Raw genomic sequence first — 13,985 nt, forward strand, 5'->3', positions numbered from 1 at the left:
CACCGTTAACCTGAATTGGTTCTAGCTTGATGCACTCGAATTCGGGGAGGACATTTCATGACTATTCTGCGACTGAAAGCGCTGCTGGGAGCTGGCTGCTTTTCGCTGGCTTTGATCGGGACGGCGATGAATCCGGCACATGCCGGCGGCCTGGAGCGCGGCGGTTACGATATCGATTTGCTGTTCGATCCGGCTCCGTTCGCGACCGAAGCGGAATCGACCTATGTGATGCCGCAACGCAAGCTCAAGAATGCGGTGGACACCAACCCGCTCGACGGCGATTTGACGCCTCTGGGCAGCACGGCGAAGGACAGCGAGAGCTATTGGGTGCCGCGGATCGGCGTCAAGGCGCAGATCGTCCAGGGTGTCGACTGTATGTTCGACTATTCCCAGCCTTGGGGTGCGCACACAAATCCGGGTCTTTGGGCCGGTGCCCAGTCCAACATGGAAACCGATATCAAAAGCAACAACTACGCCACAACCTGCTCCTACAAGATGGACGCCGGCAAAGGCCAGGTTCGCTTCATCGGCGGCGTCTACTACCAGGAAGTCTATGGCTTCAAGCAGGACCTGATATCGCCGCTGGTGCCGGATTTCCAGGGTACCGGGCGTGTCGATCTCAAGGGGACCGGCTGGGGCTGGCGCGCCGGCCTGGCCTATGAAATCCCCGAGATCGCACTGCGCGCCAGCCTCGTCTACAATTCGCGGGTCAAGCTCGACAATATCTCGGGCACGCTGGATTTGACGCATGTTGGCAGCGTGGTGCTGCCGATCTACGGCTCAACGCAATACATGCCGGATACAGTCGAATTGAAATTGCAGTCAGGCATTGCGCCAGGCTGGCTCGCCTTCGGTTCGCTCAAGTGGGTCAATTGGAGCCTGCTGCAGAGCGTTCCGATTTGCGTCGTAGGTACCCCCGCAGGGGCATGCGTCACTGGTGATGCTCTCCATTCGGGCCAGATCACCTCGCTGGACCTGATGTATCGTGACGGCTGGACAGTTACCGGCGGCATTGGCCACAAGTTCAACGATCAGTGGAGTGCTGCCGGCCAGCTTTCCTGGGATCGCGGCACGTCGCATGGCTATGGCTCGCAGACCGATACCTGGACACTGGGCGGCGGCGTCGCCTTTACGCCCAAGCCGAACATCGAAGTGCGTCTGGCCGGCGCGGTTGGGGTGCTGACCAGCGGCCATTCTGGAGCGTTGGCTGGTGAGAACGGATACGTCGCCGGCACGGATGTCAGCTACGACTTCGGCAACGATCTGGTCACGGCGATTTCAGGTGGCCTTAAGATCAAGTTCTAAGTCTCTGACAATTATAACAAAAGGCCGGGGATTGCCCGGCCTTTTTTGTTTGGGATCGCATCGCCCCGATTTGTCTCATCCAAGCTGCGTTGCATATTATCCGTACCGCTTTCGCCTCCTGCTATTGTGATGTTTTGGCAACACTTTCTGAGCAACCCCTGCGCTGGAAGCCGGGCTGAGGAAATTGCCTATTTCCCGCCATAAACCCGGCGCACCTCGATCTGGTCTCGGGACACGCGCCAAAAGGCTCGGCGAGGGGGCAGCCGCTCCGCCCCATTTGCAGGGAAGATGGGGCAAGGAAGAGTATGGACGCCAAAGTCATCTCCAAGGCTAAGCTCCCTAGCCGCTATGTGACCGTCGGTCCGGCGCGTGCGCCGCATCGTTCCTATCTCTATGCCATGGGTTTGTCGGCGGCCGAGATTGCCCAGCCGCTGGTCGGGGTCGCCTCCTGCTGGAACGAGGCGGCGCCCTGCAACATCTCGCTGATGCGCCAGGCGCAGGTGGTCAAGAAGGGCGTCGCGTCCGCCAGCGGCACGCCGCGCGAATTCTGCACCATCACCGTCACCGACGGCATCGCCATGGGTCACCAGGGCATGAAGTCGTCGCTGGTGTCGCGCGAGGTCATCGCCGATTCGGTCGAACTCACCATGCGCGGCCATTGCTACGATGCGCTGGTCGGGCTGGCCGGCTGCGACAAGTCGCTGCCCGGCATGATGATGGCCATGGTGCGGCTCAACGTGCCGTCAATCTTCATCTATGGCGGTTCGATCCTGCCCGGCAGCTATCGCGGCCGCCAGATCACCGTGCAGGATGTGTTCGAGGCGGTCGGCCAGCACTCGGTAGGCACCATCGATGATGCCGAACTTCTCGAAATCGAGCAGGCGGCCTGCCCGTCGGCCGGCTCCTGCGGCGCCCAGTTCACCGCCAACACCATGGCCACCGTTGCCGAGGCGATCGGCCTGGCGCTGCCCTATTCCTGTGGCGCGCCGGCCCCCTATGAAATGCGCGACCGGTTCAATTTCGCCTCCGGCGAAAAGATCATGGAGCTGATCGCGAAAAACATCCGGCCGCGCGACATCGTCACGCTGAAGGCGCTGGAGAATGCGGCCACCGTGGTCTCGGCCACCGGCGGTTCGACCAACGCGGCACTCCATCTGCCGGCGATCGCCCACGAGGCCGGCATCAAGTTCGACCTGTTCGACGTGGCCAAGATTTTCGAGAAGACGCCTTACATCGCCGACCTCAAGCCGGGCGGCAAATATGTCGCCAAGGACATGTTCGAGGCCGGCGGCATTCCGCTGCTGATGAAGACGCTGCTCGACCACGGCTATCTGCATGGCGACTGCATGACCGTGACTGGCCGCACTTTGGCCGAAAACATGCAGCACGTTGTCTGGAATGAGCATCAGGATGTGGTCCGCCCGGCCAACACACCCATTACCCAAACCGGCGGTGTCGTGGGCTTGAAGGGAAACCTTGCCCCCGAAGGCGCGATCGTGAAGGTCGCGGGCATGGCGGAGTTGAAGTTCTCCGGCCCGGCACGCTGCTTCGATTCGGAAGAGGAATGTTTCGAGGCGGTGACGCATCGCAACTACAGGGAAGGCGAGGTTCTCGTCATCCGCTACGAAGGACCGCGCGGCGGCCCCGGCATGCGCGAGATGCTGTCGACGACGGCAGCGCTGTACGGCCAGGGCATGGGCGGCAAGGTGGCGCTGATCACCGACGGGCGCTTCTCGGGCGCGACGCGCGGTTTCTGCATCGGCCATGTCGGCCCCGAGGCAGCCGTGGGCGGCCCGATCGGACTGCTCAGGGATGGTGACGTGATCTCGATCGACGCGGTGAGCGGCACGATCGACGTGGCGTTGTCCGATAGCGAACTGGCGGCGAGGGCAAAGACGTGGAAGGCGCGCGCGACCGACTATCAGTCGGGCGCGATATGGAAATATGCACAGACGGTAGGGCCGGCGCGCGATGGCGCGGTGACCCATCCGGGCGGTGCGAAAGAAACACACTGTTATGCGGACATCTGAGTTGTTGAGGTCGTCTGTTTTTTCGGCACTGGTCGTGGCCGCCACATTTGGCGCGACCTTTGGCGCCGTGGGCCAGGCCATGGCCTTCGACGACAAGGTGTTCGACGACAAGACCGGGGTGAAGCCGCAATCCAGCCCCTGGGCGGTCTTCCAGTTCGGCTTCTCCGCCTACAAGAACGGCCACAAGGAACAGGCTGCCGAGGCCTATAAATACGCTGCCGAAAACGGCCAGATCGGTGCCACCTGGAAGCTTGCCCGCATGTATGCCGAGGGCGACGGCGTGGCGCGCGACGACTATGAGGCGTTCAAGTTCTTCTCCGAGATCGTCGACCAGGACGTCGAGCCCGGCTCGCCTGAGGAAAGCTATGTCTCCGACGCGCTGGTGGCGCTTGGCGACTATTTGCGCACGGGCATTCCCGGCAGCCCGGTCGCCGAGAACGAGGTGGCGGCCCAGGAATATTACATGCGCGCCGCCGCCAACTACCGCAATCCGAACGCGCAGTTCGAGATGGGGCAGATGTTCTTGAAGGGCGAGGGCGGCGTGAAGGCCAGTGTCAAGCAGGCCGGGCGCTGGTTCCAACTCGCCGCCGAGAAAGGCCATGCCGGCGCCCAGGCGACACTGGGCCATTTGTTGTTCCAGAGCGGCAAGATCGTTCGCGGCCTGGCGATGATGACGGCAGCGCTCGAACGCGCTTCGCCGGCTGACCAGCCCTGGATCCGCGGCATGCAGGAAGAGGCATTCGCCACCGCCGGCGAGGCCGACCGCCGCACCGCAATCTCGCTGGCCGATGATATCCTCACCAAGGGCAACAACGCGGACCAGTAGTCTCGCGGCTGCGTCAGCTTCACCAGCAGCACTCGATTTTCGATCGCGATCAGTTCTCGATCGGCTCCGTCGGCACCATGCTGGGCGCCGGCATCGAGATCGGCGTGACATGGGGGTGTGGCGCCACGGTGTTTTCCGGGCAGCTATCCCCGATCTTCGTCCATGATGTGTTGTTGAGCACCATGTCGCAGCGGGCCAGATGGCTCTGCTCGGCCACCGTCAGGCAGGCGACCTGGCCAAGCTGGTAGGATTTTCCATTGGCCAGGCATTCCTGGTCGGCAAATGCCGCACCGGGAGCGGCCATGGCAAATGCCAGGCCGATCGGACAAAGATGAAATCGTGCGCTCATGGAACCCCAGCCGCCATGCTGGACCGCAATGAACGGCGCGAAATGTGGCGATATGAGGTCCAGCGCCTGCGTGCCCGGCGAGGGTTCTCTCAGGCCGGCTGAAGCGCGAGATCGATCGCCACGGGGACGTGATCGGACGGTTTTTCCCAGGCGCGCACGTGCTTTTCGATCGACGCGGAAGAAAACCGGTTGGCGGCTTCCGGCGACAAAAGCAGGTGGTCGATGCGGATGCCGTTGTTCTTCTGCCAGGCGCCGGCCTGATAGTCCCAGAACGTGTAGGTGTCGTGCGCGTCGGTGACCGCGCGCACCGCCTCGGTGAAACCAAGGTTGAGCAGCCGGCGGAAGGCTTGTCGCGTCTGCGGCTGGAACAGCGCGTCGCCCAGCCAGTTCTCCGGAAACCGCGCGTCGATCCGCTCGGGAATCACGTTGTAGTCGCCGGCGAGCACCAGGGCCTCCTCAAGTCTCAGCCGTTCTTCGGCCCAGCGCTCCAGCCGCGCCATCCAGGACAGCTTGTAAGGAAACTTCTTCTCGTCATCGATTGGATTGCCGTTCGGCAGATAGAGCGAGGCGACGCGCAAGGCACCCTTGTCGGTTGAGAAAACGCCTTCGATGAAACGCGCCTGTTCATCGGCGTCGTCGCCGGGCAGGCCCCGGATGACTTCGTCGAAGCGCAGCTTCGACAACAGGGCGACGCCGTTGAAACCCTTTTGGCCATGGGTTTCGACATTGTAGCCAAGCGCCTCGATCTCGGCGCGCGGGAATTGCTCGTCGACGGTCTTGATCTCCTGCAGGCAGACGATGTCGGGTGCGCTCTCGGTCAGCCAATGGGTGAGATTGCCAATGCGGGCGCGGACACCGTTGATGTTCCAGGTGACGATTTTCATGGCGGTCTCGATGCTGTTCAGTTGGATTCTTGCGGCGGATGGCGTTCGACGAGGCCAATCGTATTGCCAGCCGGGTCCTTTAGGAAGGCCATCCATTCGCTTTCCCCCGCTGGACCGAACTGGCCCTCCGTGTCGCGATGGACAAGTGTTGGCGGCGCGGTGAAGGGTACGCCTGCCGCGACCGCAGAGGCATGGAAGTCATCAAGGCCGGATATGTCGAGATAGACGGTTCCGGCCGGTATGCCGTCAGTGAACAGCAGCCTGATATCGCCGGCCATGATGAAGGCGATGCCCGGCGGATCGAAGCGCGCATGAACCGCCATGCCGAGCACGTCGCGCCAGAAAGCCAGCGTGGTGTCGAGATCACGGCCAGCCGACAGCGCGATCTGACGGATCGCACCAATGGCAGGCATTCTATATGGAGAAACTCGTGCCGCAGCCGCAGGAGGCGACGGCGTTCGGATTGCGGATCTGGAACGACTGGCCCATCAGATCGTCGACGAAGTCGATCACCGAGCCGCCCATATAGACCAGCGACAGATCGTCGATCAGCACGGTGGCACCGTCCTTCTCGATAGCGACGTCGTCGTCGTTGCGCGTATCGACCAGGTCGAACTTGTAGGAGAAGCCCGAGCAGCCGCCGCCTTCGACCGACACGCGCAGCGCCGTCTTGCCGGCCTCGTTCGAGACAATCCTGGCGATCCGCCTGGCGGCGGCCTCGGTCATATCGACTTTCATGGCAGTCTTGGCATCAGCGCCCATGGGCGTCACCTTGCTTTCGGTTTCACATGATAGGTATGAAGCGCGAGGGGCCAAGTCAACCTGGCTAAGTCAACTGCGGCAGCATCAGCCATGACCAACGAGTTGGGCGACATCGGATTCGGCTATCGGCCGCGCGCCGCCTATGCCTGCGATCCGGCAAAGTCGCGCGGGCGGCTGTTCGACGAGGTGGAAAGCCCGACCCGCACGCCATTCCAGCGTGACCGTGACCGCATCATCCATTCGACGGCGTTCCGGCGGCTCAAGCACAAGACGCAGGTCTTCATCGCGCATGAAGGCGACCATTATCGCACCCGGCTGACCCATTCGATCGAAGTGGCGCAGATAGCGCGCGCCCTGGCACGGGCGCTGCGCGGCGACGAGGATCTCGCTGAGGCGGTGGCGCTGGTGCATGATTTCGGCCACACCCCCTTCGGCCACACCGGCGAGGACGCGCTGAACGAGAAGATGGTTACCTGGGGCGGCTTCGACCACAACGCGCAATCGCTGCGCATCGTGACGAGGCTGGAGGCGCGCTACGCCGAGTTCGATGGGCTGAACCTGACCTGGGAAACGCTGGAAGGCCTGGTCAAGCACAACGGGCCGCTGACGGACGCCAACGGCAAGGGTCTGAAAGGGCCGGTGCCGCAGGCGATCCGTGATTACTCTGAACTGCACGATCTCGAACTCGACCGGTTCGCCGGCATCGAGGCGCAGTGCGCGGCGATCGCCGACGATATCGCCTACAACACGCATGACATCGATGACGGTTTGAGGGCAGGGCTGCTGACGCTGGACATGCTGGAGGAGGTTTCGCTGCCGGGAACGATCCTGAAAGGCGTTCGCTCACGTTATCACTCCCTCGATGATGTGCGCACCGGCCACGAGCTGATGCGGCGGCAGATAACCGCCATGGTCGAGGACGTGATCAAGTCCACGACCGCCAATCTCGATCGCATCAGGCCGCGGAGCGCCGATGCGGTGAGGGCAGCCGGCGAGACGATGGTGGTTTTCTCGGCCGAAATGGCTGCCTTGGAGAAAGAACTGAAGGCCTTCCTGTACAAGCACCTCTACCGGCACGCGGAGGTCATGCGGGTGCGCGCGGACGCCGAGCAGATCGTCAAAAATCTGTTCGACGCCTATTTCGCCGATCCGCGCGCCATGCCGGACGGCTGGCGCGAGGGGCTGGATCGGGCCGACGACCGCATCAAGGCGCGCAGCGTCGCCGACTTCCTGGCGGGTATGACCGACACCTACGCGCTCAAGGAACACCGGCGTTTGTTTGACCATACGCCTGAATTGGGCTAGGGCGGGCTCGATTTTGCCGGCCAACGAGCCGGATTCGCTGCAAAGCCGCCAGAGCCAGACCCCAGAGTCACACAAATGAACATCTTCGCCGATTTCACCGCGCGAATCATAAAAGCCGTCGAAGCGCTTGATCTGAAAGACAAAGACGGCGTTTCGCCTGACCTGTCGCGCATTGCCGTCGAGCCGCCGCGCGACGCCAGCCACGGCGACCTGGCGACCAATGCGGCGATGGTGCTGGCCAAGCCGACCGGCCAGAACCCGCGCGCGCTGGCTGAAAGACTGGCGCAGGCGCTGCGCGACGACAAGGATGTCGCGGCGACGGAAGTGGCTGGGCCCGGTTTCGTCAATCTCAGGCTGAAGGACGGCTTCTGGCAGGCACATCTGACCGCACTGCTCGGCGAGGGCCGCAGCTATGGCCGCTCGACGGTTGGCGGCGGCAGGAAGACCAATGTCGAATATGTCTCGGCCAATCCGACCGGGCCGATGCATGTCGGCCATTGCCGGGGTGCTGTCGTCGGCGACGCGCTTGCCAATCTGATGGCCTTCGCCGGCTACGACGTGACCAAGGAATATGTCATCAACGACGCCGGCTCGCAGATCGACGTGCTCGGCCGTTCCGCATTCCTGCGCTACCGCGAAGCGCTGGGCGACGATATCGGCGAAATACCCGCCGGTCTCTATCCCGGCGATTACCTGGTGCCCGTCGGCCAGGCGCTGGTCGCGGAATACGGCCGCTCGCTTCTGCAGATGCCCGATGACGAGGCGCTCGCCATCGTCAAGGATCGCACCATCGATGCGATGATGGCGATGATCCGCGAGGACCTTGCGATGCTCAACGTGCATCACGACGTGTTCTTCTCCGAGCGCACGCTGCACGCCGACAAAGCCAGGAAGATCCGCTCTGCGATCAACGATCTGACGCTGAAGGGCCATATCTACAAGGGCAAGCTGCCGCCGCCCAAGGGCGAGAAACCCGACGATTGGGAGGATCGCGAGCAGACGCTGTTCCGCTCGACCGCGGTCGGCGACGACATGGACCGGGCGCTGGTCAAGTCCGATGGCTCGTTCACCTATTTCGCCGCCGACGTCGCTTATCTCAAGGACAAGGTCGATCGCGGTTTCGTCGACCTGATCTATGTGCTCGGCGCCGACCATGGCGGCTACGTCAAGCGGCTGGAGGCCCTGGCGCGGGCGATTGCCGGCGACGAGGTGAAGCTCACTGTCCTGCTGTGCAATCTGGTCAAGCTGTTTCGCGAGGGCGAACCGGTGCGCATGTCGAAGCGGTCGGGCGATTTCGTGACGCTGCGCGAAGTGGTGGAGGAGGTCGGCCGCGACGCGATCCGCTTCATGATGCTCTACCGCAAGAACGATGCGCCCCTGGATTTCGATTTCGCCAAGGTGACCGAGCAGTCCAAGGACAATCCGGTGTTCTATGTCCAGTACGCCTCGGCGCGCTGTCATTCGGTGTTCCGGCAGGCGAGCGAGCAACTGGGCGAAGCCAATTTCGACCGCAACAGCCTGGCGTCTGCCGCGGCATTGCTGACCGATGAGGGCGAGATCGGCCTGATCCGCAAGCTTGCCGAATACCCGCGGCTGATCGAGTCCGCCGCCCTTGCGCTCGAGCCGCATCGGCTGGCATTTTACCTCTATGATCTGGCCTCCAGCTTCCACGGACACTGGAACCGTGGCACGGATAATCCGGACTTACGTTTTGTTAAGGTTAACGACCGACAATTGACGCATGCCAGACTAGGGCTGGTGCAGGCTGTTTCGGACGTTTTGACGTCCGGCCTGACGTTGATCGGAGCCGCCGCGCCCACCGAAATGCGTTAGGTTTGACTAAATAACCTGTCACCTTTTGCCCACATTGCGCTGGTAAGGGCCAACCCTACGCGACGTCCATGGCGTCCGAATGAGTGCGAGTTCGGGAACAATAATGGCAGACAGAACCCAGCTGAGAGTAGCCGACAACAACGACATCGCTGACGATGATCCGTTCGCGGAACTGACCAGGATCATGGGATTCGACCCGCGCCAGCCGGTCAGGCCGCAATCGCCCGCCCAGCCGCAGGCCCCAGCCGCCGATCACGGGCTCGAAAAGGGCGATTTCGATATCGATCTCGAGAAAGAAATGATGGGCGAGTTCGGCGCTGACGACAGCGACGCCGCTCCGGTTGTTCAGGCTCATGAGCCGACCTTCGTGCTTGAGCCGGCATTCGAAGCGGCTGACGCCAGCGCGATGGACGATGAGCTTTCGGTGTCGCTCGACAACGATTTCCAACTGGACATGGCTGAGATAGACGATCACGTCGCCGGCGCCAGCCATGCGGTCGCAGCTGAAGCGGCGCCGTCCGTCGAGCCGGCTTTCGCGTCTGATTTTGACGATGCCGTCGCCGGTTCGCTTGAGGACGTCTCTCCCTTCGAGGACGATCATTCGATGGCGGACGAGCTGGCCATTTCGCTCGACCAGGATCTCCGGATCGATGAGGAAGCCGAAGAGGCCCAGTACGCTGAAGAGGCCCAGTACGCCGTTGCCGACACGCCCGCTTCTATCGAGCCAGTTGCCTCCGATGACGAATTCGACGATGCGGTGGCAGTCTCGCTTGAAGACGAGCTGGTGCTCGACGACCATTCGGCGGCCGAACAGTCATTCATGGCCGCCGAGCCCGTCAAGTATCCCATGCCGGAGCAGGCGGCGCGTGACGGCCATGCAATCTCCGATGAGAGCTTTGCCGGCCATTTCGACGACGCGATGGCTGATGTCGACATGGATTTCGACGTTCGCGCGGATGAGCCGAATGCCTTCGACGAGCCGCACGCGCATGATGCGCTTGTCGATATCACTGACGCGAACGGCGATATTCCCATCCCTGAAGGCATGTCGGACGATGCTTTCGACCTAAGTTTGGACGACGCGTTTGCCGAAACGGCCGAAGAGCCGGTCGCCGAGGTTGCTGCCGCTACGGTCCAGCCGGCGGCGCCAGAGGCTCACGTTGCGCCGGCGGCGCATGCCCCGGCCGCGGACGAACGGAGCCTGGAAGACGAGTTGAATGCGCTGCTGGGTGCCATGACGGCGCGCACGGCGCCGGTGGCCAGTGAGCCCGTCACGGCTCAGCCGGCTGTCGCCGCCCTGCCGCCTGTTGCCGAGCCCGCCGAGGAACCGGCCGATCTTGTCGGCGACCTCGACTGGGATCTTGACGAACCCGCGCCTGAGCAGGACCGGCATGTTGGCACGGCCCAAGCGGCCGATGCGGATATTGACGACCTTATGCTTGATGAACTCCAGGATACGACTTGGCACACGGCTGGCGATGTCGATTTCGACGATGATGCGTTCGACGCGGCTTTGCCCAAGGATCTTGATCCGCGTGACGAAGCCGCTGACCGGGACAATTCGGCGGATTCTCTCGATTGGCTTGCGGAGCGTTCCCAACCGGCAGAGCCGACGCGTTCGTGGAGCCGCGTGACGCCCGTTCCGCAGCAGCCGTCATTCAGTGCTCAGCCTGCGTTTGCTCAGCCGGCCGCTTCGGTGGCATCCGTGGCCGCCGCGCCGGCAGTCGCCGCCATGACGTCCTACCGTTCGTCCGAGCCGGTCGAGGCCGTGGCTCCCGCTGCCCCGGTGTCGGCGCCCCAATCGCGCCAGCCTGCGCATTACGAAGACATGCCCGACGTCGAAACGGTCGATGTACCCGAGCGTGTCGTCGCGCTGGCCGACGATCTCGATATTCCCGAACTGCACTTCGAGGAAGACCAACCGGCGTCGTCTGGCTACGACGATCTCGATGCGGAGTTCTCCAGCCTTCTCTCCGAGATGAACGCGGTGGAGGTCGCTCCTGTTCCCACGAGCAATGTGGCCAGCGCGTCTTATGATGATGACTCCTATGCCGCGGGCTTCAAGCCGGGCTATGACAGCCTCAAGCCGGCATATGACGGGGTCAAGCCGGGCTATGACGGGGTCAAGCCGGGCTATGACGGGGTCAAGCCGGGCTATGAGCCGGAAGCGCGGACCTATGCCGCGCGGCCGATGGACATGTCCGCCCGCGCGGCGGCGCCCACGGGTTATGCCGACGCCTCCGGCTTCGACCTCGACGGCCTGCCAGGGAGCCAGCCGGTTTCGCAAGCCGATGATTTTACTGTCGATGAACTCGACTACGATCCCGAACTCGACGAGGCTATGGCTGTTCCGGGTCTCGGCGAGCGTGAGGCCGGGAGGCCGACGCGCGGACGCGGACTGTTCATCGCCGCGATTGTCGGCGCGGTCGCGGTCGCAGGCGGTCTCGGGGCCTTTGCGCTGTCCTTTGGCGGCAAGGGCGGCAGCGAAGCGCCTGTCATCGTCAAGGCCGACAACGCGCCGATCAAGGTCAAGCCGGAGAATCCGGGCGGCGCCGTGGTGCCCAATCAGGACAACAAGGTCTACGACGCGGTCAGGGGCGCCAAGCCAGCCGAGCCGGTCCAGGAAAAGCTGGTCACCAACGTCGAAGAGCCAGTGGACGTCCAGGCGAAAGATCCGGCCCGCGCCATCGACCTTTCGCCGGACCAGAATACAGCCGCCGCTGGAACCGATGTCGGCAATGCCGCGCCGATGGCCGGCGCCGCTTCGGCCAACGCTTCTGCCAACAATACGGCGCCCGCGCCCAAGTCCGAGGACCGCATTGCGCAGGTGCTGCAGGATGCCGACAAGGGCACCAATGCCGATGTCGTCGCCGTTGCGCCGCGCAAGGTGAGGACCATGGTGGTCAAGTCGGACGGCTCGCTGGTGCCGCGTGAAGATCCGGCGGCGCCCGCCGCGCCGCTAGTGGCCGCTACCGAGCCGGTCGATCCGGCGCCGCAGCATGTTGCCCCAGCGGCCCAAGCCAACGCGGACCAGACCGGCACCGTGGCGCCTGCCGCCGCCCAGGCGGACGACGAGCCGGCCCTCAAGCCGGTCGCCAAGCAGAAAGCCGAGGCCCAATCGGCGAACACGCCGGCAAAGGTTCCGCTCGCGCCGCAGCGTCCGTCCGACCAGCCGGTCGATGTTGTCGGCGAGGTCAAGCCCGATCAGGTTGCGTCCATAGATCCGGCATCGACCGCGGCCGGCGGTGGCTCGTGGTCGATGCAGATCGCCTCGCAGCCGACCGTCGAAAGCGCCCAGTCCAGCTATCAGGATCTGCAGCGCCGCTATGGCAGTGTGCTTGCCGGGCGTACCGCCAACATCGTCAAGGCCGAGATCGCCGGCAAAGGCACGTTCTACCGCGTGCGCGTTCCGGCCCAGTCACGCAATGACGCGATCAATTTGTGCACCAGCTACAAGGCCGCCGGCGGCAACTGCTTCGTCTCGCGCTAAAGCCGGGGCCAACCATCAAAAGCCGGCGCGGTCCACCGCGCCGGCTTTTTTCATGGGGAAAGCAGATCCGGCGTTATCCCGGATGAGTCCCTGGCGATTCCCTTTGATCGCACAAAGCCCTAAACTGCCGACATGACCGAATCAAAATCCATGATCCTCGGCTGTGCCGGGAAATCGCTTACCCGCGAAGAAATCAATTTCTATCGCAATGAATGCCCGTGGGCCTTCATCCTGTTTGCGCGCAACATTGGCGAGACCGAACAGATCCGCGATCTGGTCGCCGAGATGCGGGACTGCATAGGGCGTCCGGACGCGCTGGTGTTCATCGATCAGGAAGGCGGCCGTGTGCAGCGCTTGCGACCGCCGCTGGCACCGAACTATCCCGCCGGCGGCGCGCTCGGCGCGCTGTGGCGCGACGATCATGATGCCGGCGCCCGAGCGGCCTGGTTGATGGCGCGGCTGCATGCCTTCGACCTGCTGCGCTACGGCATCACAGCCGATTGCCTGCCGGTGCTCGACGTGCCGATCGAAGGCGCCAGCGATGTCATCGGCGCGCGGGCCTATGGCAAGGATCCGCGACCGGTGATCGAGCTCGGCCGCGCAGCCGCGGAAGGGCTGATGTCGGGCGGCGTGCTGCCGGTCATGAAGCATATTCCGGGCCATGGACGTGCCTTTGCCGACACGCATTTCGAACTGCCGGTGGTCAATGCCTCGCTCAGCGATCTGCAGCGGCATGATTTCGCCCCGTTCAAGGAGCTTAGCCATCTGCCGATGGCGATGACAGCCCATGTCGTCTACAGCGCGATCGACCCCAACAATCCGGCGACCACCTCCGGCAAGGTCATCGACGAGATCATCCGGCGCGAAATCGGCTTCGACGGGCTGCTGATGAGCGACGACACCTCGATGAAGGCACTTTCTGGGGATTTCCCGACAAAGGCGGCATCGATCCTTGCGGCGGGCTGCGATCTGGTCCTTCACTGCAACGGCGTTTTCGAGGAGATGGCCGGCATCGCATCGCGCACCACAGGGCTTGAGGGCACGTCGCTGGAGCGCGCCAAGCGGGCGCTGACCTATATAAAGAACCGTGACACGGTCGAAGAAACCGAAATACGCGCCGAATTCGCCACCTACTTCGATGCGGTGGCATAGCAAAGGGAAAGTGACAGGAGTGGCGGAGACATTGGAAAGCAAGGCCTCG

General features: G+C 63.2%; 11 protein-coding genes. 7 read left to right on the forward strand and 4 right to left on the reverse strand.

Translation table 11 applies throughout. From position 1 onward, the window contains the following. Window positions 1–57 precede the first annotated feature (57 nt). From AC0L3E_RS19755 to AC0L3E_RS19765, 3 genes are all read left to right on the forward strand, one after another. The gene (locus tag AC0L3E_RS19755) at window positions 58–1,305 is read left to right on the forward strand and encodes an OmpP1/FadL family transporter (protein ID WP_127267802.1); all 1,248 of its coding nucleotides are present in this window, start codon (window positions 58–60) and stop codon (window positions 1,303–1,305) included. Between the two features lie 305 nt (window positions 1,306–1,610). Continuing rightward, the gene (ilvD, locus tag AC0L3E_RS19760; RefSeq protein ID WP_127329521.1) at window positions 1,611–3,335 is read left to right on the forward strand and encodes a dihydroxy-acid dehydratase; all 1,725 of its coding nucleotides are present in this window, start codon (window positions 1,611–1,613) and stop codon (window positions 3,333–3,335) included. Next, the gene (locus tag AC0L3E_RS19765; RefSeq protein WP_127270686.1) at window positions 3,322–4,161 is read left to right on the forward strand and encodes a tetratricopeptide repeat protein; all 840 of its coding nucleotides are present in this window, start codon (window positions 3,322–3,324) and stop codon (window positions 4,159–4,161) included. The genes ilvD and AC0L3E_RS19765 overlap by 14 nt, the downstream gene beginning before the upstream one ends. 49 nt (window positions 4,162–4,210) lie before the next feature. Here the strand turns inward: AC0L3E_RS19765 and AC0L3E_RS19770 are convergent, their stop codons facing one another. The 4 genes from AC0L3E_RS19770 to erpA all read right to left on the reverse strand — a co-directional run bounded on the left by AC0L3E_RS19770 (window position 4,211) and on the right by erpA (window position 6,156). Then, complete coding sequence (locus AC0L3E_RS19770) at window positions 4,211–4,510, reverse strand: hypothetical protein (RefSeq protein ID WP_127329519.1); 300 nt, start codon at window positions 4,508–4,510, stop codon at window positions 4,211–4,213. 89 nt (window positions 4,511–4,599) lie between these two features. Next, entirely contained in the window at window positions 4,600–5,394 is a 795-nt protein-coding gene (gene xth, locus AC0L3E_RS19775; RefSeq protein WP_127270660.1) for an exodeoxyribonuclease III, read from the reverse strand. Window positions 5,395–5,411: 17 nt separating this feature from the next. Further along, window positions 5,412–5,807, reverse strand: a complete 396-nt coding sequence (locus AC0L3E_RS19780) for a VOC family protein (RefSeq protein WP_127329517.1) — start codon at window positions 5,805–5,807, stop codon at window positions 5,412–5,414. A 1-nt stretch (window position 5,808) separates the two neighbouring features. Beyond that, window positions 5,809–6,156, reverse strand: coding sequence for an iron-sulfur cluster insertion protein ErpA (gene erpA, locus AC0L3E_RS19785; RefSeq protein ID WP_127270656.1), 348 nt, complete (start codon window positions 6,154–6,156; stop codon window positions 5,809–5,811). 90 nt (window positions 6,157–6,246) lie between these two features. Here erpA and AC0L3E_RS19790 point away from each other — a divergent pair, with 90 nt between their 5' ends. From AC0L3E_RS19790 to nagZ, 4 genes are all read left to right on the forward strand, one after another. Next, a complete protein-coding gene (locus AC0L3E_RS19790; RefSeq protein ID WP_127329513.1) occupies window positions 6,247–7,461 on the forward strand; it encodes a deoxyguanosinetriphosphate triphosphohydrolase in 1,215 nt (404 codons plus the stop codon). A 75-nt stretch (window positions 7,462–7,536) separates the two neighbouring features. Further along, window positions 7,537–9,294, forward strand: a complete 1,758-nt coding sequence (argS, locus tag AC0L3E_RS19795) for an arginine--tRNA ligase (RefSeq protein WP_473605414.1) — start codon at window positions 7,537–7,539, stop codon at window positions 9,292–9,294. Window positions 9,295–9,397: 103 nt separating this feature from the next. Then, window positions 9,398–12,784, forward strand: coding sequence for an SPOR domain-containing protein (locus tag AC0L3E_RS19800; RefSeq protein WP_473605415.1), 3,387 nt, complete (start codon window positions 9,398–9,400; stop codon window positions 12,782–12,784). Between the two features lie 132 nt (window positions 12,785–12,916). Continuing rightward, entirely contained in the window at window positions 12,917–13,936 is a 1,020-nt protein-coding gene (gene nagZ / locus AC0L3E_RS19805; protein WP_127267596.1) for a beta-N-acetylhexosaminidase, read from the forward strand. The last annotated feature ends 49 nt before the right edge of the window (window positions 13,937–13,985 follow it).

It is taken from the genome of Mesorhizobium sp. WSM4822 (assembly GCF_055811155.1).

Excerpts from the sequence above, each read along its gene's own strand:
- AC0L3E_RS19755 (WP_127267802.1), top strand. The coding sequence starts at position 58 with ATGACTATTCTGCGACTGAAAGCGCTGCTGGGAGCTGGCTGCTTTTCG.
- ilvD (WP_127329521.1), top strand. The coding sequence starts at position 1,611 with ATGGACGCCAAAGTCATCTCCAAGGCTAAGCTCCCTAGCCGCTATGTG.
- AC0L3E_RS19765 (WP_127270686.1), top strand. The coding sequence starts at position 3,322 with ATGCGGACATCTGAGTTGTTGAGGTCGTCTGTTTTTTCGGCACTGGTC.
- AC0L3E_RS19770 (WP_127329519.1), bottom strand. The coding sequence starts at position 4,510 with ATGAGCGCACGATTTCATCTTTGTCCGATCGGCCTGGCATTTGCCATG.
- xth (WP_127270660.1), bottom strand. The coding sequence starts at position 5,394 with ATGAAAATCGTCACCTGGAACATCAACGGTGTCCGCGCCCGCATTGGC.
- AC0L3E_RS19780 (WP_127329517.1), bottom strand. The coding sequence starts at position 5,807 with ATGCCTGCCATTGGTGCGATCCGTCAGATCGCGCTGTCGGCTGGCCGT.
- erpA (WP_127270656.1), bottom strand. The coding sequence starts at position 6,156 with ATGGGCGCTGATGCCAAGACTGCCATGAAAGTCGATATGACCGAGGCC.
- AC0L3E_RS19790 (WP_127329513.1), top strand. The coding sequence starts at position 6,247 with ATGACCAACGAGTTGGGCGACATCGGATTCGGCTATCGGCCGCGCGCC.
- argS (WP_473605414.1), top strand. The coding sequence starts at position 7,537 with ATGAACATCTTCGCCGATTTCACCGCGCGAATCATAAAAGCCGTCGAA.
- AC0L3E_RS19800 (WP_473605415.1), top strand. The coding sequence starts at position 9,398 with ATGGCAGACAGAACCCAGCTGAGAGTAGCCGACAACAACGACATCGCT.
- nagZ (WP_127267596.1), top strand. The coding sequence starts at position 12,917 with ATGACCGAATCAAAATCCATGATCCTCGGCTGTGCCGGGAAATCGCTT.